The sequence below is a fragment of the Streptomyces sporangiiformans genome, assembly GCF_005768555.2.
GTDB lineage: Bacteria > Actinomycetota > Actinomycetes > Streptomycetales > Streptomycetaceae > Streptomyces > Streptomyces sporangiiformans.
In genome coordinates this window covers 15139-34222 of the sequence record NZ_VCHX02000021.1, presented here as the reverse complement: position 1 = coordinate 34222, position 19084 = coordinate 15139, and the positions used below count along the sequence as shown (strand labels likewise).

Here is a 19084-nt window from a genome sequence, read left to right as displayed (position 1 = left end):
GTGTGTGTCCTCGCTCGGTTCGGCGAGGTGGGGCAAGGAGGTGGGTCAAGGGGGTGATGAAGGAGATGGGTCAGGGAGGTGGGTCAAGGGCTCGGCGCGGGGGCCGCGGCCGGGGCCATGGGGCCCGCCGCGCGCAGATGGCGGGCCAGGCGCGCCGGGTCGGCATCGTCACGACCCGCCAGCTCGCGGGCGAGCGCGGCGTGCCGAAGCTGTCGGGAGGACGGGGTCTGGGTGCTCAGCACCACGTCGCGGGGCAGCTCGGGCAACCGGTAGCGGCCGGTGCCGGCCGCGCCGGGGTCCGCGTCCCAGACCAGGACGCGAGCGGTCACGGCGGCGTCGATCAGCGGCAGCAACTGGTCCGGTGCCAGGCCCTGGACGTCGGCGAGCAGACCGACGTCCAGCCATGCGCCGTCAGCGGCGGCGTAGGTGAGCATGGTCCGGGCCGGATCGGGCAACTCGACCAGCCTCGCGTGGAGGATGTTGCGTAGCGCGGCCGGTACCTGGGCCTGAGGCCCGATGCGCCGGCCGGGCGGGAGCTTGAGCAGCTCGGCCAGGGCGAACGGGTGCCCCTCGGCACGCCGGTGCAGCGCCGCCGCCTCCTCGGGCGGGACGTCCTCGCCTCGCGCCGCGAGCAGCTCGGCCACGTCGTCGACGGTCAGCGGCTCCAGGGTCAGCCAGGTCGCGCCGAGCAGGGCCAGATCCGCGAGCAGCATGCTGGACACGGGGGCGTCGGGGTTGCGCAGGGTGCAGACGAAGAGGACAGGGGCCTCCCGCACCACCTTGGCGAGCCGCCTGAGCAGGCGGTGGAAGCCCTGCGGTGCCTGGTCGAGGTCGTCGACGACACACAGCGTGGGTGCCTGCGTGAGTTCATGGACGACAGTGCCGAGCGGGTCCTTCTGCGCGACCTCGTCCTGAGCGGAGTCGGTCCCGTCCTGCCGTAGCGCGTCCAGGAGTTGGACGGTCGGGCAGGTCTGGAAGACCCCACGGTTCCCGCTGAGCGCCTGACCGCCCTTGGTGCGGGCGACGGTGAACCCGGCCGCCGCGGCCCGGGCGGACAGCTCCTCCACCAGCCGGGTCTTGCCGTACCCCTGCTCCCCGTTGACCACGGCCCACTGAGGGCGACCCGCGGCCGCGGCCGACAGCAGGCCGACCAGCTGCGCGGTCTGCTCGCCGCGGCCCATGAAGGGGGTGGCGGCGGCAGGTCCTGGGTCCGGGTGCACACACGCGGCGGAGAAGTCGGGGGCCGGAGGAAGACCAGGAGAAAGGGTCGTACCGGACGAAGCCGTGGGAGGAGTGCCGAGAACGACGACATCGTGCCGCAGGATCGCGGTGTGCAGGTCCCTCAGCTGCGGGCTGGGGTCCAGGCCGAGCTCCGTGGCCAGCATGTCGCGGAACCGCTCATACTGCCGGAGCGCCTCGACCGGCCGTCCGGCCGCGTACAGCGCACGCATCAGCAGCGCCCAGGACGTCTCACGGAGCGGGGCCTTGAGTACGAGGCCCTCGGCGACGTCGATCGCAGGTTCCGTCTCGCCCTGCTGGACGAGGACCGCGGCCTGCAGCTCCTTGGCGTCCTGGAGGGCGCCGTCGAGCCGGGTGCGCTCGCGTATCGCGAAGTCGTGCTCGGCGGCCTCGGCCAGGGCCTCACCGCGCCACAGTCCGAGCGCCGCGTCGATCTCCTGTCGGGCGGCAGGGAGCTGACGGTTTCTGAGGGCCTCGCGGGCCCTGCTCACCGACTCCTCGAAGAGCGTCGTGTCCCGTGCCTCGCGGGGCACCTTCAGGGCGTAGCCGGCCGGACCACTGACCAGCATGGCGGACCGGCCCTGCCGTACCGGGTCGAGGACCGCGCGCAGTCGGCTGATGTGGGCGCGCACGGAGGAGGCGGCACCCGTCGGCCGGTCCGTCGGCCACAGGTCGCGGCAGAGAGTGTGCTGCGAGACGGGGCGGCCGTCCTCGATGAGCAGGCGGACGAGCAGCAACCGGCGCTGCCGGGGCCCCAGATCGAGGGAAACGTTTCCCTTCAGCACTTCGACGGGGCCGAGCACGCCGAACCGCATCGCGTGTCCATGACGTGAGTTCAACGGGCGGGCCACCTCCTGGGCGACATCAAAGCACTGCACGCTACGCGATGGATGCGACGGCGAGCTTGCGGAACTGTCACTGTTTGCGCAGTCAACCAATGGTTCGTTGCTCTGTTGTTGTCCTCGTGTTGTTCGCGACGAGCGCACGCCATCACATCGTTTCGAGGCTGCCGTAGATGAGGACCACGAACCCTGCGACGACCGCGAGATAGGAGCCGCCGGCGGTGAGCAGTGCCCTGCGGATGCCGATCCGGGAGCGCGTCACCGCGTACGCCAGGGCGGCCGCGGCCAGGCCCACCACCACTCCGTACAGGGCGAACCACCACCCGATCCCCAGGGCCAGGACGGTCGCGGCTGCCACCAGAAACGCGCGGCGGCTGCCGAGGTCGCGGCGCACCAGGGCGTACATCGCCTCCCCGCCGATCAAGCTGCCGGTGAGCACCCACAGCACGAGGTCCATCACTGTCTCCTGTCCGATATCGAGAAACGGTTCATTCGGCCGTCCGGCGCCCGCCAGAACGGGGCGGACCAGGAGCGGGCCCAGCTGAATTCCCTTTGCCTCGGCTTGTCAGGAGGCGATCGGGGGGAATACGAGCGTGACCTTTGCATTCGAGCAGTGGCTGTTGGCCTTTTCCGCCAGCCGCTGCAGCTCCTTTTTCTGCGGGGGCGTGCCCTCCCCCTTCGCCTGCAGGGCCGCCCACCCGTTGTAGACCGAGATGTTGCCGCCGAGGTATCCGTCATCGATCTGCGACCTGAGCTGCCGCTCAGTCTTCACCCACGTCTCGATGGCTGCCTTTTCGCTGGGGATCTTCTGCGCGGAGTCGACGAGCTTCTGCGCCAGCAGGCAGTCGGTCTTCGACGCCTGGCTGGGCTGGTTGCGCTCGTTCCACCAGCGTCCGCCCGCGATCGCGACCGCCGTGAAAAGCGCCAGCGCGAGGATGCCGAAAAGTATTGCCTTGTTGTGGCCCTGGCGTGCGAGAACAGTCATGACGACCTCCGAGGAATTCCGTCCGACGCTTTTCGTCGTTCGGTACGGGAAAATTCTCGGAGGCGGGGCGTCGCGGCACATCGGTTCAGAAACCGATCTCCAAGCCGCGCCCTCTAACCGGGGTTAGAGGGCGGGACTGCGACCGTGGGCTGACGAGTGGGGAGTCGTAGGCGAAGGTGACGGCCCGTACGCGGTCGCGCAGGTCCAGCCGTTCGTCATGGCGGGCCGAGGGCGCCAGTCTCCCCGGGGGCCGTCGGGACGTTGGCTCAACCCTCGGTGGCCTCCACTCCGTCCATGACGGGCATCCGGATGTCCGAATAAGCAAACCCCACACGACTCGTGAGTGCGGATTCGTCGTGCCGACACCGTTGCGCGGGTCTGGCACACCGCTGTTTCTACGCCGAGTAGCAGGAGCGTGCGGCGCGCATCAGCCGTCACTTCGAGCGTGCGCGTGAGTGGGGTGCCGTCGAGGACGCCGAGCGCCTGCACAGGGCAGAGAAGCGCAGCCGGTGATCTACTTGCTCGACACGTCCGGCCTGGTCCGGCTGCTCCGGGATCCAAAAGTGCAATCGGTCTGATACGACGCGATTGACGCCGGGGCCATCGCATCCTGCTACGTGCAACGCACCGAGTTTCTCCACAGAGCCCGGAACGGACGCGAGTACGGCGAGATCGCGGAGATGTTCACAGGTCTCTACCCCGACGTGTCGGTGCCGAAGAACGCGGGGCGCTGGATCGGCGCGGCGCAACACCGTATGGCCCAGGCGGGGGAGCATCGCAGCGCCTCGGCGGTGGACCTCGTCATCGCCGCCACCGCTGCTTACCACGGTCTGGCTGTCCTCCACGACGATGCCGACTACCGGGCCATTGCCCGGCACGCATCCGACCTGACTGAGCACAACGTCCACGACATCGCTTAAGGCGCCTTGCCGCCCGACAGTTTCATCCGGGAGCGGGTGACGAGAATCCAACTGCCGAGCGGGATTTCGTGCGGCCGTTGCTGCCTCGGAAGGTGATGGGGCGGGGCACTGACGTCAAACCACATGGCCCGGCTCGCATGATGTTGATTGCGGTTGAGTGCTGCTGGGCCGCGACTGCCTAGGATTTGGGCATGTCATCTTCCAGCGTCACTCCGGACCGGCATCCCGATGATGTGACGCCTGATGGCCGGACGACTTCCGGGGTGGATCGGCTGATCACGGGGTTGTCGTGGTGGTGGATGGCCACTCCCCTCATCCTGCTGACTCCCGCGATCGCCCATGCGATGGGGTTCCCGGAGATGCGGGAGGAGTTCGGCAGAATTTTCGGGCTGGCTGCTCTGAGCAGTGCGGTGGCCGCGCCGGCCATGGGGTTCGTGGTGGCGCTCGTCGGGCCGCGACGGCAGGCTCGCCGACGCTTCGCCATCATGGGAGCGGTGTCCAGCGTGCCAGTCCTCTTCTTCTGGGCCTTCGGAGTACTACTCGCTGAGTGCCCTGATGGTTATCACTGCTAGGGCGCGTATCGAGTCGTGATCAATGTGTCGATTCGCTCTCGTGGCGCCCGTGTCTTTGGAGGGCCGGCGGCCGAGGTCAGCCAGGGCGTCGGCGCGTTGAAGGACCTGCGGGCCATGGCCGGGACCTGCTGCTTCCTGATGGTCGTCGACTCCAAGCTGGTGTCCTACTCCAACGTCGGCGCGCTGCTTGAGGCGGGAGTGGAGGAAAACCGTGACTTGATCGAACGACTTGCTCATGGGACTAAGTCGATATGATGTCTTCATGGCTCATGTTTCTGCGGCAGAGCGCCGCCCTCAGCTGATCAAGGCCGCCATCGACCTCATGACCAGGGAGGGTGTGGCTGCTGGAAGCACCCGTGCCATCGCAGCCGAGCTGGGCGTGGCCCAGGCAACGGTGCACTACACCTTCGGCACCAAGGAAGATCTGTACCGGGCCGTCATGGAGCAGCTCACCCATGATCTGATCGCACAGGTCGAACGGGCGGCGCACGCGGACGCCGGCTTCGAGGAGACGGTCGCGGCACTCGCCGCCGCCCTGTGGCAGACCCTGCGCGAGCAGCCGACCACCCACCAACTGCTCGCCGAACTGTCCATGTTCGCGCTCCGGACACCACGGCTGCAGGAGGCCCTTGAGGGCCACTACCGCGAAGTGACGGCCGTGACGACGAAGCTGGTGACCGAGGCGGCCGAGCGCACCGGTCACCAGCTCGCCCAGCCGGCGGAGATCCTCGCCCGGTTCTTCCTGGCCGGCTTCGACGGCCTCTCGGCGCAGCATCTCTCACTGCCCGACGAGGAGGCCGAGCTCACCTGTCTGCAGGCCCTGGTCTCCACTGTCGTCGCTCTCGCCGGAGGCCGAATGGAGCTCGTGCCCCTGCCGACGAGCTGACGGCAGGGCGGAACAGGCCGGCTTGGCCCTTGTCGCCGTCACGGGGCGATGAGCTGCGGACGTGCAGCGTCCGCGCCCCGTTTCCAAGGCAACCGGTCATCAACGCACAGGCAGCCGCTGCCCCTGACATCGGCCAGGGGCAGCGGCTGTTCCGCGAGGTCGGGACGACGTCTTCAGACCGTCGGCACGCGTCCAGGCTGCGGTTCGTTGGTGGCCTCCCCACTGGCCACCGTCATCCTCAGCAGGGGCAGCGAGGCGACGAAGGTGCCGATCGCCAGGACGAGACTCAGTACGCCGGCCCCGGCACCGTCGAGGATGGCGCCGACGACCAACGGTCCGACGCCGGTACCCAGCGCACCCGCCCCACTGAGGGAGGCCACCAGGCGGCCGGTCGGGTCGATGAGCGCCGCGGCGGCGAGCATCTGCACCAGGACGGCCAGTTGGCAGGTCTGCCACAGGACGGCCGCGACGACGAAGAGCACGGAGTCGTGGGTGAAGATCAGGACCGCCATCGCGAGGGCCTGCGCCGTGACGAAGGCGGCCATCGACCGCATGCGCCCGAAGTGCCGCGCGGCGACGGGGCCCACAACGGCGCCGACGAGTGCCACGACGCTGGAGACGGCGAGGACGGCCGACACGGCGGAGTGCGACATGCCGGTGTGCTGACGCCCCAGGACCGAGGCGTACGACCATGCGCCCTGGGTGACGGCCCACAGGAGCCCGGTGCCGACGAGCAGCACGACCGACGGTCTCGCCGAGGCCGCCTCTGCCGTACCGGTGGATCCGGAGGCCGGCACCGCGGGGCCGTCGGGGAGTCGGCGTACCAGCGGCCAGGCGAGCAGACAGCACAGCGCCATGAGCAGGAAGCCGGTGCCCTCCCCCAGGTCGTGGTTGGCCGCGGGGACGCCCATGATCAGCAGTGCTGTCACGCCGACCACGCCGGAAATGGTGACCGCGGACGCCTTGTCGGCGTCGTCGGTGGCGGCGAGCGCCGCCGTGGCAGCCGCGTAGACCGCGCCGAGCCCCGCGCCGAGGACCAGGTTGGCCAGGATCAGGGTCACCGGGTCGGTGACCGCCGCTGCCCCCAGAAAGCCGACGCCCGAGACCGCCAGACCCAGGCGGGTCATCCGCACGCGCCCCGGCCGCGCCGCCCGCTTGGCCAGCAGCAGCGTGACGACGGCGGTCGCCATCAGCTGGGTCGCGGCGACGAGTCCGGCGCCGGAGTCCGACATCGCGAAGCGTGAGGCGAAGTCGTCGACGAAGACGGGCATCACGTTCGCTCCGCCGTTGCCCAGGGTCACTCCGGCGATGAGCGCGACCGCCACGCCGAAGGTCAGGGCGGAGCCGCTGCGCGCGTTCACCGGTCGCTCCTCTGCGGGGAGTTGGGTTCGGTCAACGGCCCTCGGTGGGGCGCCGAGCGTGCAACAAGCATGAGAACCTCACGAGTTCAGGAGGGGGCGGGACACGTCTCGAAGGAGACAGGGCCACGGACGTGAGGGGGGGGCGTCCGTGGCCCTGTCGGTCGGCGAGCTCGGCGAGCTCGGCGGGGTGTGCGGTGGACGCCGGCCACCGCACCCTGGGTGGTCAGCCGGCCCAGACGTCCTCGACGTAAGTGCCGGACTCGATCAGGGCGCTCAGCCAGGCGCCGGCCTCGTCGTCACCGGCGCCGGTGTGCGTGCGGTAGATCGCCATGACCGCCTCCCGCACCGCGGGGGCCATGCGGCGGCCGTCGCCGCAGACGTAGACACGTCCGCCGGCCTCCAGCGCCGCCCAGACCTCGTCGCTCTCCTTCGCGATGCGGTCCTGCACGAAGCGGGCACCGTCCTCGGGAGCGCAGGAGAAGGTGGGCCGCATGCTGACGGCTCCGGCGGCCTCGGCCGCCTCGAACTCCTCGCGGTGCAGGTAGTCGACGTCGGGGTGGTCGCAGCCGAAGTAGCACAGCAGGGTGCCGGTCGACTCGGTGTGGTGGCGGTCGAGGACGGCCCCGCGGAAGGGAGCCAGGCCGGTGCCCGCGCTGACCAGAATCACCGGCACGGAGTCGTCCTCGGGCAGGCGGAAGGCCTCGCTGCAGGGCAGCACCCGGGCCTGGACGGTGTCACCGGCCGTCACGGTCTGCAGGTAGTGCGAGCCGATGCCGCGGAACGTGCCCTCGCCGGAGCGGTGGGGCGCGGCGAGCAGCGACACCATCAGATCGACCTCGCCGGGTGCCGCCTCGGCGGACGAGGAGATCGAGTAGTGGCGCGGGCGCAGCACGGGCAGCAGCTCCAGGAAGACCTCGAACGGCAGCTCGCAGGCCCGGTAGCGCTCCAGCAGGTCCAGGACGCTGCGTCCGGCGACGGTCACCTGCTCGCGGAAGGTCTCCGGGTCCGCCGCCGCGAGTTCGGCCAGGGGGCGCTTCTCGGGCGGGCAGGCGGTGTGCTCGGCGAGCACGGCGACCTGCTCCTGGGTGGCGGGGTCCTGCAGTTCGACGAAGTCGGTGAGCAGGCGCCGCAGGGTCAGCGGGCGGTCCACGGGCAGGGCGCCCCGGCTGCGGCGGCGGGCACGGAGCCGGACGGTGCGGTCCAGGTCGAGGCCGAAGCGTTCGGCGACCCGTTGGACGAGATTGCCGGGGTTGCTCGGCAGAACGGCGATGTGGTCACCGGTGCGGTAGGTGACGCCCTCCGGCAGCCGCAGCCGCAGGAAGCGCTTGGAGCGGCCCAGTTCGTGGCTCATGTCGACCAGTTCGTACGAGTCGAGCACCTCCATCGGCTGGACGCCATGTCGTGCCGCGAGCCCGCCGATGACCGAGTCGGTCGCGTCCTCCAACGCGTACAGTCCCGTCTCCTGGCCGGCGTCCGGCTCTGCGCCGGTGGCCTCCCCGGTGGCCCCGTACCGCTCCAGCAGCGCGGTCCACAGGTCGCCGGTCCACCGGTCCACCGCGCCGGCGAAGTCGCCGGAGGCGTCCGCGGCGCCGCGCTCCAGCAGTGAGGTGGCGCCGGCCGCGGTCAGCCGCTCGTCGATGAGGGTCGGGACGCGCTGGTAGGTGGCGGCCCAGTTGCGGTCGCCGACGCCGAGTACGGCGTACTGGAGGCCGTCGAGCGAGCCGGGCTCGAGTCCCTCCAGCCAGGCGACGAACTCCGCGGCGTCGTCGGTGGGCCTGCCGTTGTAGGAGGCGGCGACGATCACGACCGGTCCGCCGCCGGCCGAGAGCGTGCCCACGGCGTCGTTGAGGGGCGCGACGGACGGGGCGAACCCGCGTTCATCGCCGTCCACGGCCAGATCGCGTGCGATGCCCGCGCAGGTGCCCAGGTTGGAGCCGTGCAGCAGGGTCAGCGCGGTTCCCGTGGCGCGCCGGGCGGCGGGCCGGTCCTCGGCGGCGGGGGAGTTGCTCGCGGTGACGGTCGGCAGGCGCCGCTCGCCGCTGGTGCGCCGGGCGAGGTTCAGGGTGAACTCGTCGGGCTTGAGGGTGAGGGACTGCTTGATCTTCAGCTGGTAGTTGGTGTGGTCGATCAGGCGGTAGCGGTGGATGACCAGCGCGAGGACCAGCGTCGCCTCGTGCAGCGCGAACTGGCGTCCGATGCAGGCCCGTTCACCGTTGCCGAACGGCTTGAACAGATGGACCGGGCGCTCCGCCTCCCGCTCGGGCAGGAACCGGTCGGGGTCGAACAGCTCGACGTTCTCGCCCCAGGCGGGGTCGCGGTGCAGCTGCGGGATGAGGATCTGGATCGACTCGCCCTTGCGCACGGCGTACTTGCCGCCGATGACCGTGTCCTCAAGCGGCTCCACCGCGAAGGCGGGCGCCGTCGGCCACAGCCGCAGGCCCTCGTTGAGCACCTGGCGGATGTACGTCAGCTTGCCAATGTCCCCGTAGTCGGGCTCGGGGGCGTCCGAGTCGCCCCACAGTGCGTCGACCTCGGCCTGGGCGCGGGCCAGGACCTCGGGGTGCTTGGTCAGGTAGTAGAGGGCGAAGGACAGGGCGCCACTGGTGGTCTCGTGGCCGGCGATGAGGAACGTGATCGCCTGGTAGCGGATGTTGACGTCGTCCAGGGGCTCGCCCGTCACCGCGTCGCGGGTGTGCAGCATGCGCCCGAGCAGGTCGTCGGTGCTCTGGTCGCCGGATGCCCGGCGCTGCTGGATCACATCGTCGACCAGGCCCTCCATCAGGGCCACGTCCTCGCGGAACTGCTCCGCCTGCTTCCACTTGAACAGCTCTGCGCCGGGGATGGACTCCCCCTTGTCCTGGGCGAAGCCGAGCGCCCGTGACAAGGCGGAGACGAAGGGGTGCGGTTCCTCCCGGCTGAACGACTCGAAGTCGTAGCCGAAACCGCACAGACCGATCGTGTCGAGGGTCAGCCGTGTCATGTCGTCGGCGACGTTCACGGGCTCCGTACCCGCCGCCCCGTCCCACTTCCCGATCAGGTCCCGGGCGACCTTGAGCATCGTCGCGTGGTAACCGCGCATCGCGCCGAGGGAGAACGCCGGCATCAGGACGTCGTGCGCCTTGCGCCAGTTGGGCTCGTCGTTGAAGGCGGTGAAGAGCCCGTCGCCACCGATCCCCCGGAGGATCACGAGGTCGGGGTGCACGTTCTTGCGGAAGCGGCTCTCGTCCACGAGCTCGGTGACGAGGTCGAGGCCGGAGGCGAAGTTGATCTCGTTGCCGAAGACGCGGAGCTTGAACAGCGGCCCCAGCTCCTTGGCCTCCTTCATCACATAGAGCAGGCCGTCGGCGCCGCTGGGGATGTCGAACGCGTGGCCGACCAGGGGCAGGGCGGGGCGCTGGGGAATCGGTTCGGTTCCGCGCAGGGTCTCGTGAGTCATGAGCTTGCCTTTCGTTCCGCACAGGCTGTCGCTGGCCAGAACGATACAAGCGACATTGTCACTCGACAATGTCGATCGATTGTGTTGTCCGACACGGTCGAGTGACGGAACCATCGAGGGCCTTGAAGCGTCCGGCCGGACCAAGGCCCGGGGGAACACCTCTCCACCCACCGGCCCGGCACAAGGCACGAAGCCCCTCCCGCGACTCACCGTCGCCGGAGGGGCTTCTCAGGCCTTTCTCAGACCCCTTCGATCGAGCCTTGGCCCTGGGCCGGGGTCAGCAGGCTTCAGGGGGTGAGAACAAACCGGATCGGGTCGCCGATCTTCTTTTCCAGCCGGGTGACGGCGTCAGCGGCCTCGGCCAGCGGGATGTGAGCAGTGATGGAAGGGGCCAGATCGATCCGTCCGGCGGAGGTCAGGCCGATGAGCTGTTCCACGTGCTCGAACCCGGAGCCGTAGTGGCCGCGGATCTGGTTGCCCCGGAAGCTGAACCCGGTGCTGTCGCTCACGACGATCGACTCCGGAGTGAGCCCTGCGAGAACCAGGATTCCGCCGGCCCCCAGCGCGGCGGCTGCCTGAGCGCGAGCGGCGGGTACGCCGGCGAAGTCGAACGCGACGTCGATGCCCCGCCCCGCCGTGGCCTCCGCCAGCGCCTCGGCGAAGCCGTCCGCCGCCGGGTCGAGCGCGAGATCGGCACCGAAGGCGAGGGCCCGCTCCCGAGCGGTGGGCAGGGGATCGACGGCGATGACCGGGGCCGCGCCGACCATACGGGCAAGCCGGATGCCATGCGCACCGAGACCGCCCGCACCCCAGATCCCGACCGCCTGCGCCGGACGCACCGCACCCGTTTCGACGATGGCGGCGTACGGAGTGGAGACGGCGTCGGGGATGATGGCGGCCTCGTCGAAGGGGAGGCCGTCCGGGATGGCGATCAGGGTGTCCTCGCGTGCCACGGCGTACTGGGCCCAGCCGCCGTCATAGTCCACGCCGCGCGTGAGCGGCTGCCGGCACGAGGAGCGGCGCAGACAGCCGCCGCACCCGCCGCACGCCTGCCCGGCCTGCAGCACCACCCGGGTGCCCGGCGCCCATTCCCCGGCCACCCCCGGGCCTACGGCATGGATGACGCCGGCAACCTCATGACCGAGGGTGACGGTGCGCGCTTTCGCGACGGAGTCGACAGGGAACGCCGGGCTGATGCTGCCGTCGATCAGGTGGACGTCGGACAGGCACACCCCCGCGGCCCGCACCTCGACCAGCACCTCGCCCGGGCCGGGGGTGGGTACGGGGACCTCTTCGACGGCGAACGTGTGGGTGTCCAGGCGGAGCCGCCCGGCAAGCATGGTCTTCATGACGTGACCTCTTCTTCCGATGCCTCGAACGGATGACATTGTCACTCGACAATGTCATCAAATCTAGTCGTTAGACAAGATCGGGTGACTCACGTCGCACCGGGCCGGACGGCGGAGATCAGGTCAGTGGGCCTCGATCCGGGCCTTGATCGCTGCGATCAGCAGGTCCACCAGCAGTGCGAAGCTGTCGGGCGAGTCCAGTGGCGGGATGTGGTCGACGGTGGCCGCGAGGTTCGGGTATGCCTGCCGCGGGCAGCTTGCGGTGGTCGACATGCCAAGCGAGCAGGTCGGCGTCGCGGGTGCGGGCGTGCAGGGCGTGCAGGGCGGCGTCCATGCTCGAGTAGGCCAGGACCGCGCCGGCGAAGACCCGGTAGCGGCGGGCGGTGCCGTGCGCAACTCGCTGCGGTCAAGCTCGGGCAGCCTGAATGGGCACTCGGCGCTCCGTTCCGCTGTCCTGCTGGCCGGGCCGGCGTCGTAGAGCGCCTGACTGATCACTTCATCGAATGGCGAGAGCGGCATCGCGGCCCTGCGAACTGGGCTTTTGCGTATGCGAAGACAACAAACAAACCCCAGGCCACTGACCTGGGGTTTCACTCTGGAGCGGGTGACGAGAATCGAACTCGCGCTCTCAGCTTGGGGAGCGACGGCGCTTGCATGGCCAGATGGTCGCTGACCTGCGCTGATTCGTCGTGCTGGCACCGTTGCGGGCCTGATCACACCGCTGTTGACCGTGGTTGTCCACTCTTACGGGCACGCTATGGGCACGGGGCGCGAAGACCGCTAGGCAGAGCGCGTGCACAGAGGGGCACTGTGTTGGGCGGAACTCGGTGGGACGTCCACTTGGGTAACGCCTGCGCACGTGCACAGAGCTGGGTGATGCCCGTTCTACGTTGCAAGGCAGACGGTTGCGGCTTCCTCGGAAACGGCCGACGCTCGCCGTTGGTTCATTTGCCGGCTTCGGGGCCGTACCACTGGAGCGCCTGGCCGGTGACTGCGGCGATGCACTCGAAATCCCGGTCGCGATGCAGCAGCGTCAGTCCCTGCAACTCGGCCGTGGCTGCCACTACGAGGTCGACGGCCCCGGCGCTGCGGTGCTGTCCGCGCTGGGTGAGGACCTCCTGGACCCGCCAGGCACGGTCGTAAGCACGGTCGTCAACCGGCACCCAGCCGAAGAGTAGCCGCATGTCTTCCATGCCTTGTACGCGGTCGGCGGCCGAGCGCGCGCTGTAGAAGAACTCCAGCTCGGTGATGGGGCAGGTGGCGATGAGTCCGGCTGCTGCTGCCTGGTCCCATCCGTACTGCTCGGCGTCGCCGCGCAGTAGGCGAGCGAGCGCACTGGTGTCGATCAGGTATTGCGCGGCGTTCACCGGCGGTAGTTCCCCTTGTCCTCGAAGAGATCGAGGTCGAAGGCGCCCTCTTCTGCCGACGCCCGCAGGCGGGTGAGCGCGAGGGCTCGCCGCCGGTTCTCCAGCACCTCGCGCAGCGCGGTGTTCACCGTTTCCTTCTTGGTGCTGGTACCGAGGGCCTTGGCCACGTCCGCGACCAGCTGATCGTCGAGGTCGATCACGGTTCGGCTCATTGGTTACACCTCCATGGATATCAAGAGTGCCACTGATTATATCTGCATCTATGCGTAAGGGTGAGTCGACAGGAAGTGACGGTTGAACCGTAGTCCCCGCAGTGGTCGCTGGAAGGCCATGTCGAGTGCTGCACCCCGACGTTTGACGGCGAGGAGTGGCCTTTCACGTACTGGCCGCGACAGGGTGTGCCCGAAGGACCACGTCTCAGGCTCGCCGCGGCCCGGGAGCAGCCGGGCCGCGGCGAGTAAGTGACCTGCGGGAGGGGCTCAGCTCCCGGTGAGGGAGATGGCCAGGTCCGTGATGTTCAGGGGGAACTTGGGCCTGTCGGACACGAGCGTGGCCTCGCCGGTGAAGAGGTTGATGCTGTAGAGGGAGGGCCTGTCGGCGCCGGAGGCGGTGAGAGCGGCGAAGGCGGCGTTGCTGACCGTCTTGCCGCCCGACAGGGTGCTGAAGATGTCCATGCCGGTGTTGATCTGCGCGTCGATGCCGAGGCTGCCGGTCGGTGCCAGCGTGCCGTTGTTGGCCGGGGACTGGATGACGACCTGGTCGCTGGTCGTGTTGATGTCGAACAGCGTGGTCCCGGTGGCCCCGTTGAGGTCGTTGTTCGTGTAGGCGGCGGCGGAGACGCCCTTGGTCGTGCCCTCGATCGGCGGGGTGGTGAGGTTCAGGTCCTGGATGGTCGTGTGGTCGTTGAGGTTGTGCCGCAGGTTCTGGCCGTTGTCGCTGATCACGCGCAGCCGGTCGGCGGCCGGGTTGAAGTCGACGCCGAAGTTCGTGCCGTGCAGCGTGTACTGGAGCTGGGACACCTTGGTGATCACGACGTCCGCGGTGGCCGGCGGGGTCTTGATCGTGTAGATGCCGCCCTTGTTGCCGACGCCGTACATCAGGCCGTTCTGCACCCGGAAGTCGATGCCGATCAGAGCCGTGTCGCCACTGAGCCCGATGACGTCCCTGACCCAGTCGAGCACGTTCGGCCGGTCGGTGGTGAACGTGGCCATCTGGGTGCCGTCACCTGTGATCCCGAACGCGCGCAGGCTGGGAGTGGCGGCGGGAGCGGCCGAGCCGCTGCCCGGCGCGCTCAGCATGAGCGCTGTCGACGTGACCATGACCGCTGCCGCCGCCGCGATTCTCTTTCTCGTTCCTGCTTTCATCGGTGTTTCCCTCCCGTTTGAACAAGCACCATTGAGTGGCGCGCAGATGAGAGATTCCCGTACCGATTCCCGCGCTGATCCGGAACGGTGGCCGGAATGATTGCTGTGGTGTTCCCCCACGGGCTGGTACGCGGTTCCCATTAAGGCCAGTTCACAGTGTCTCCACAAGTGGAACAGGCGATGGGAATGTCCCGGTCCAGGGATTTTGCGCACTGTGACAAAGTGCCCCAGACGCGGTCGTCTCCGATGTGCGCAGAGTGATAAATGCCGTCCGGATTTCCCCTGTCGGCTTCTTCGGCCGGAATGGCATGCTCGCGCCCATGGGGAGCTTCTTCGCCGAGTTGGCCCGGCAGGCGTCGGCCAACGCGCGCCGGGAGGTCGAGGCGTACGCGCGCGAGATTCCGGAGTTCGGGTTCCTGGACACGAACTCCCGGGCGCGGGCCGAGACGCTGGAGTACGCGTTGTGGCTGCGGCGCCGTACGGTCGAACTGTCCCCGGAAAACAGCGAATTGAGCGACGACGACCTCGGCTACATCGCGGCGATCGGCGAGTTGCGGGCCGCAGCGGGGATGCCGCTCGATGCACGGCAGCGGGTCCTGCGACTGCACACCTCACTCATGCTGCGCGAGATCAACGAAGCGACCGAAGCTCAGCGCGGCGTCGGCGTCGACGAACTCATGCGGATGATGAACTGGTTCGCCCCGCAGGGAGAACGCGGTATCCGTGCCTACAGTCAGGGATTCGTGACGGCGCTGCGACACCGTCTGCCGTACGTCGAGCAGGCCGCCCTGCTGGCCAGGTCGCTGCTGAACGGAGACCCCATATCGGCGGAACTCGCTTCGGCACTGGGCATGGAACTGCCCGAGCACTGCGCAGTGACGGTGATCCGGGTGCCGGACCGTCCCGTCGGCGATCGCGACCTGGAAAGCGAGATCGAGGCGCTGGTGAAAACCCACCACGCGCCGATCACGTGGTGCCCGGGCAGTGAAAGCAGGAGCGGTGAGCTGATTGCCCTGATTCCCTTGCCTTCCCCCACACCCCAGGCGTCTTTGGGGCCCAGTACAGCCGAGACCGTACAGCCGCACTCCGTACCCGACCTTGCACCCGACCTCGTATCCGATCTCGTACGGGACTTCGCCCAGGCTCTCGGTCGTCCCTGCGCCGCCGGCACCGCCACCTCACCGCTGTCCGAGGTTGCCGACGCCCTCGACCTGGCCCGGCGGATCAGCAGGGCGGCGCCGCTGCGACGGGCGTCCGCTCGGCTGCGGCCGCACACCGTGTCGGACGTGTTCGTCGAACTCGCCGTCGCAGACGCGCCGTTCGTCGACGAATGGCTCCACGCCGTGGGCCGGAGCCTGCAGCCCGGTCCGGACCTCCTTGTCACGCTTGACGCGTACTATCGCCACGACATGCACCGCGGCGCCACGGCGGCAGCCCTCAACGTCCACCGCCGCACCCTGGACTATCGCCTCCGCCGGGTGCGGGAGCTCACCGGCATCGATCCCGGCTCGACGCGCGGCGTGCGCATTCTCAGCTCGGTCGTCACGCGGCGCCTGTCGGAAGCGTGGCACTGAACCGGGCGATCATCCAGAGCCGAGATGCGTGCCGAGACGGGCAGCTGGAGGGGATGTGGTCCCCGTTGGCGCGTCGGCCGCCGCCACGAGGCTCTGACGGCGGCGCTTGCGGGGGCATCACACTGTCTGACCTGTGCTTTCGTGGTTCAGCTGCGGTGCGGTGCGGTGAGGTCGGGTCAAGGCTCGGGGCTCGCGTTGTGCGCGGGAGTCTTCGCAGCTCCAGCGGCCGGCTGTCGGCGAAGTTCGCGGGCGGCTCGTCGGTACGGCCCTGTGGCGCCAAGACCGCCCCGGCTGCCCCAAGCCCGACGAAGAACCACAGGGGGCGCGTCTGGAGGGGACGGCAGGTCACTTCCCGGAAATCGGTCATGGAAGAGACAGGACGCGCCTGATGGAGGCGGGCATCCGGCCTCCGGTTGTCGCTTCGCCACCGCCGGCTCAGGTTGGCCGCTCGCGGCGACGGCGGCCGAGTCGGCGGCCCGCCGCACGGCGGCCGCACACCCCGGTCGAGGTGGTCACCCAGGTTCGTGGCCGTGACTTCATCGCTCGCCACGCATGAGGAACTCGTGGCCATCAGCCCTGGCCGCGGCGTGGGGGAACTGCTGCGACGGGCACGCGCGGCCGCCGAGAAGTGTTCTGGCACGAATCTGGCACGCGGCGAGTGACCACTGCGGAGAACAAAACGGCCCAGGTCTGTGACCTGGGCCTTCTTCGTGGAGCGGGTGACGAGAATCGAACTCGCGCTCTCAGCTTGGGAAGCGACGGCGCCTGGCGTGCTCGACGTTCCTGACCAGCGGGTATGCCTTTGCCGAGGGTCGACGTGGCCATCGGCTCGCACCGCTGTTGACCGTGGTTCTCCGGCCTCAAGGGCACGCTATGGGCACGGCCTGCGGGAAGGCCCGCCATGCGGAGTCCGCCGTCGGCAAGACCAAGCGCTGGGAGGAAGCGCGGACCCTCCTCTACCTCGTGGCCGTCGTCTTCGCTGGGCCCGGCGCGGTGCCCAGCGTGCCGGCGCCAACGAGGCCCGGGCCCAAGGCGAAGTGGCACCTACTGAACCAAGGTCCGGCTGCAGCGGAGACATCCCTCGTGGTGCGGGGGTGTCCCACCGTCACTCGGTCGGCACCGAGATCCTGTCGCATGGCAGCGCGAAGCGGCCGAAGGCGGGGCCCTGAAGGCGCTTCCCGGCCACGGACAGGAGGTCGAGCCCGGCGGGGAGCCGGTGTCCGGGACCCGACAGGCCCAGCATGAGGGCGCGTGCGGGGATGAGCCGGCGGTCTCCGGTGTAGCAGTCGAGGAAGAGCTCGACACTGCCGCCAGGGCTTCCGGCGGGGAGGTCCAGGAAAGTGGCGGCCATCGGCCCCGTGGCCGGACCGGGGCTCACAGGACTCCTCCGAGAAGCTCTTCGTGAGTCGGGAGATGTCGATGCCGTCCGTCGCCGTGTACTTGGCGGGCCGCTGCTGATAGCCGGCCGGTGTGCCGTAGGCGGTGAGGACGACGGGTTTGCCGTAGATCATGCCCGGATGGATCCGTACCGGTTTGGCGGCGCGGATCTCCAGGGTCCAGCGCATGGCGTGGCCCTGGTGGCCGAGCGGGGCGGAGACGTGCACCCAGATGCCGAGGGAGCCGATGGTGCGGTCGCCGTTGAGTATCTGTGCGTACGCCTCCGAACCAGCAGGGTGGTGGGGAGCGGCGACGTCCCACGAGAGGGAGCGAGTAGCTTGCCCAGCCAGCCGCCTTCTTGTGGCAGGAGTGCCTCGATCCTCGTGCCGGCTGCACAGGTGCTTCGGCGTTGTTGTCACCACCCAGGCGTCGTACGAGCCGGAGTGCCGGGGAACGGGGAGGCGGAGGGCGCGACGGAAAGCGGAGCGGGGGTAAATGGGTGGCGGAGTGTGGTCTATTTCAACAACCCCTGTCCCGGTAGCCTCACCTGTGGCCAGTAGCGCACCACCATCCCCCACCCCCCAGGTTTGCGTGCCGGCGTGGACGACACCCACCTATCTCTGCCCCTGGCAGCCGGGTGACCTCCCCCGTTCGCCGCCTCTAGGAGGATCACGGTGAAAGTTCGCACCAGAAGCTCGGCGATCATCGGCACCCTCTGCCTCGTCGCTTCCCTCGCTTTGACCACGGCGTCTGCCGACGAGCTCAGTGCCCCACGGCAGGCAGCGAAGGTCGTGCTCAAGAAAGTGGCCACGGCCCAGAATCCAACCGCCGGGGCCGCCGGTCCCGGTGGCTCGGTCTGGATAGCCGAACGCGCGGGCAAGGTAAGGGTCTTGGACGATGAGGGGCTCGGCGAGCCCGTCCTCGACATATCCAGGGAGACCACCACCAACGGCGAACGCGGCCTGCTGGGCCTCGCGTTCGACAAGGAGTTCGCGCACTTCTACATCTCGTTCACGAACCTCGAAGGCACCAGCACCGTGGACGAGTTCGCGGTGCGGGACGGCAAGATCCAGCCGGACACCCGGCGAACTGTCCTCACCCAGACACAGCCCTACGCGAACCACAACGGCGGCGACATCACGTTCGGCCCCGACGGCTACCTCTACATCGCGTTCGGTGACGGCGGCTCAGGAGGCGACCCGCACGGCAACGGGCAGAACCTCGACACGCTGCTCGGCAAGCTACTGCGGATCGACCCGAGCGGCGGCAAGCCGTACGCGATCCCGCCGGGCAACCCGTTCGTGGACGACCCGAACGCGAAGGACGAGATCTGGGCGTACGGGTTGCGCAATCCGTGGCGGTTCTCCTTCGACGCAGGCACGGGCGACCTGCTGATCGGGGACGTCGGCCAGAGCGCCTGGGAGGAGATCGACTGGGCCCCGGCAACCAGCAAGGGCGGCGAGAACTACGGCTGGTCCCAGATGGAGGGCAACCATCCCTTCCGGGGCGGCACGGAGCCCGCGAACCACGTACCGCCGATCCATGAGTACGACCGCAACGGGCCTGGCTGCTCGGTGACCGGCGGATACGTCTACCGAGGCGAGGCTATCCCGGACCTCAAGGGTCAGTACGTGTTCGCCGACTTCTGCGATGGCACCGTCCGCGCTCTGCAGTTGGAGAACGGCGAGGTGACCGGCGTGAGCAACCTCGGAGTCGACGGCGGCCAGGTCGTCTCGTTCGTGCAGGGAGGCAATGGCGAGCTGTACGTGCTTGACCTGGGTGGCAGCGTCTCCCGCATCGACCCGGCGTAAC

16 protein-coding genes and 3 pseudogenes are annotated in these 19084 nt (G+C 69.1%); 7 read left to right on the top strand and 12 right to left on the bottom strand.

The features are described 5' to 3' along the window. Positions 1–83: 83 nt before the first annotated feature. From FGD71_RS00850 to FGD71_RS00840, 3 genes are all read right to left on the bottom strand, one after another. The gene (locus FGD71_RS00850; protein ID WP_240436322.1) at positions 84–2078 is read right to left on the bottom strand and encodes an ATP-binding protein; all 1995 of its coding nucleotides are present in this window, start codon (positions 2076–2078) and stop codon (positions 84–86) included. Positions 2079–2229: 151 nt separating this feature from the next. Continuing rightward, positions 2230–2538: a hypothetical protein gene (locus FGD71_RS00845; protein ID WP_119098402.1), complete on the bottom strand. Its 309-nt coding sequence runs from the start codon at positions 2536–2538 to the stop codon at positions 2230–2232. A 108-nt stretch (positions 2539–2646) separates the two neighbouring features. Next, positions 2647–3066: a hypothetical protein gene (locus tag FGD71_RS00840; RefSeq protein ID WP_119098401.1), complete on the bottom strand. Its 420-nt coding sequence runs from the start codon at positions 3064–3066 to the stop codon at positions 2647–2649. Positions 3067–3575: 509 nt separating this feature from the next. On the opposite strand from FGD71_RS00840, the pseudogene FGD71_RS00835 reads away from it, so the two are divergent. The 4 genes and pseudogenes from FGD71_RS00835 to FGD71_RS00820 all read left to right on the top strand — a co-directional run bounded on the left by FGD71_RS00835 (position 3576) and on the right by FGD71_RS00820 (position 5444). Then, positions 3576–3986, top strand: a pseudogene (locus FGD71_RS00835) (PIN domain-containing protein). 191 nt (positions 3987–4177) lie between these two features. Beyond that, positions 4178–4558: a hypothetical protein gene (locus FGD71_RS00830; RefSeq protein WP_240436321.1), complete on the top strand. Its 381-nt coding sequence runs from the start codon at positions 4178–4180 to the stop codon at positions 4556–4558. Positions 4559–4573: 15 nt separating this feature from the next. Further along, complete coding sequence (locus FGD71_RS00825; protein WP_140935785.1) at positions 4574–4813, top strand: hypothetical protein; 240 nt, start codon at positions 4574–4576, stop codon at positions 4811–4813. Positions 4814–4820: 7 nt separating this feature from the next. Further along, a complete protein-coding gene (locus FGD71_RS00820) occupies positions 4821–5444 on the top strand; it encodes a TetR/AcrR family transcriptional regulator (RefSeq protein ID WP_119098399.1) in 624 nt (207 codons plus the stop codon). A gap of 173 nt (positions 5445–5617) precedes the next feature. Here the strand turns inward: FGD71_RS00820 and FGD71_RS00815 are convergent, their stop codons facing one another. The 4 genes from FGD71_RS00815 to FGD71_RS47185 all read right to left on the bottom strand — a co-directional run bounded on the left by FGD71_RS00815 (position 5618) and on the right by FGD71_RS47185 (position 11863). Further along, on the bottom strand, positions 5618–6805 hold the full coding sequence (locus tag FGD71_RS00815) for an MFS transporter (RefSeq protein WP_119098398.1): 1188 nt from the start codon (positions 6803–6805) through the stop codon (positions 5618–5620). 223 nt (positions 6806–7028) lie between these two features. Then, a complete protein-coding gene (locus FGD71_RS00810) occupies positions 7029–10241 on the bottom strand; it encodes a bifunctional cytochrome P450/NADPH--P450 reductase (RefSeq protein WP_119098397.1) in 3213 nt (1070 codons plus the stop codon). Between the two features lie 287 nt (positions 10242–10528). Further along, positions 10529–11590 carry a zinc-binding dehydrogenase gene (locus tag FGD71_RS00805; RefSeq protein ID WP_119098396.1) on the bottom strand — a complete coding sequence of 354 codons (1062 nt, stop codon included), beginning with the start codon at positions 11588–11590 and terminating at the stop codon, positions 10529–10531. Positions 11591–11713: 123 nt separating this feature from the next. Beyond that, a complete protein-coding gene (locus tag FGD71_RS47185) occupies positions 11714–11863 on the bottom strand; it encodes a hypothetical protein (protein WP_162930982.1) in 150 nt (49 codons plus the stop codon). Here FGD71_RS47185 and FGD71_RS00800 point away from each other — a divergent pair. After that, positions 11862–12068: a hypothetical protein gene (locus tag FGD71_RS00800; protein WP_140935784.1), complete on the top strand. Its 207-nt coding sequence runs from the start codon at positions 11862–11864 to the stop codon at positions 12066–12068. The genes FGD71_RS47185 and FGD71_RS00800 overlap by 2 nt on opposite strands. A 466-nt stretch (positions 12069–12534) precedes the next feature. On the opposite strand, the gene FGD71_RS00795 is transcribed toward FGD71_RS00800, so the two are convergent. From FGD71_RS00795 to FGD71_RS00785, 3 genes are all read right to left on the bottom strand, one after another. Continuing rightward, positions 12535–12957, bottom strand: a complete 423-nt coding sequence (locus FGD71_RS00795; RefSeq protein ID WP_119098395.1) for a PIN domain nuclease — start codon at positions 12955–12957, stop codon at positions 12535–12537. Then, a complete protein-coding gene (locus tag FGD71_RS00790; protein ID WP_020113663.1) occupies positions 12954–13169 on the bottom strand; it encodes a type II toxin-antitoxin system VapB family antitoxin in 216 nt (71 codons plus the stop codon). The genes FGD71_RS00795 and FGD71_RS00790 overlap by 4 nt, the downstream gene beginning before the upstream one ends. A 267-nt stretch (positions 13170–13436) precedes the next feature. Further along, entirely contained in the window at positions 13437–14276 is an 840-nt protein-coding gene (locus FGD71_RS00785; RefSeq protein ID WP_181359095.1) for a DUF4394 domain-containing protein, read from the bottom strand. A 365-nt stretch (positions 14277–14641) separates the two neighbouring features. Between FGD71_RS00785 and FGD71_RS00780 the strand changes: the two genes are divergently transcribed. After that, entirely contained in the window at positions 14642–15895 is a 1254-nt protein-coding gene (locus FGD71_RS00780; protein ID WP_181359094.1) for a PucR family transcriptional regulator, read from the top strand. A 1144-nt stretch (positions 15896–17039) separates the two neighbouring features. Here the strand turns inward: FGD71_RS00780 and FGD71_RS00770 are convergent. Further along, a pseudogene (locus FGD71_RS00770) lies at positions 17040–17246 on the bottom strand (glycosyltransferase); the annotation flags it as partial. Positions 17247–17269: 23 nt separating this feature from the next. Next, positions 17270–17562: pseudogene (locus tag FGD71_RS48245) on the bottom strand (dCTP deaminase); the annotation flags it as partial. A 384-nt stretch (positions 17563–17946) separates the two neighbouring features. Here FGD71_RS48245 and FGD71_RS00760 point away from each other — a divergent pair. Then, positions 17947–19083 carry a PQQ-dependent sugar dehydrogenase gene (locus FGD71_RS00760; protein ID WP_162930981.1) on the top strand — a complete coding sequence of 379 codons (1137 nt, stop codon included), beginning with the start codon at positions 17947–17949 and terminating at the stop codon, positions 19081–19083. Position 19084 lies beyond the last annotated feature (1 nt).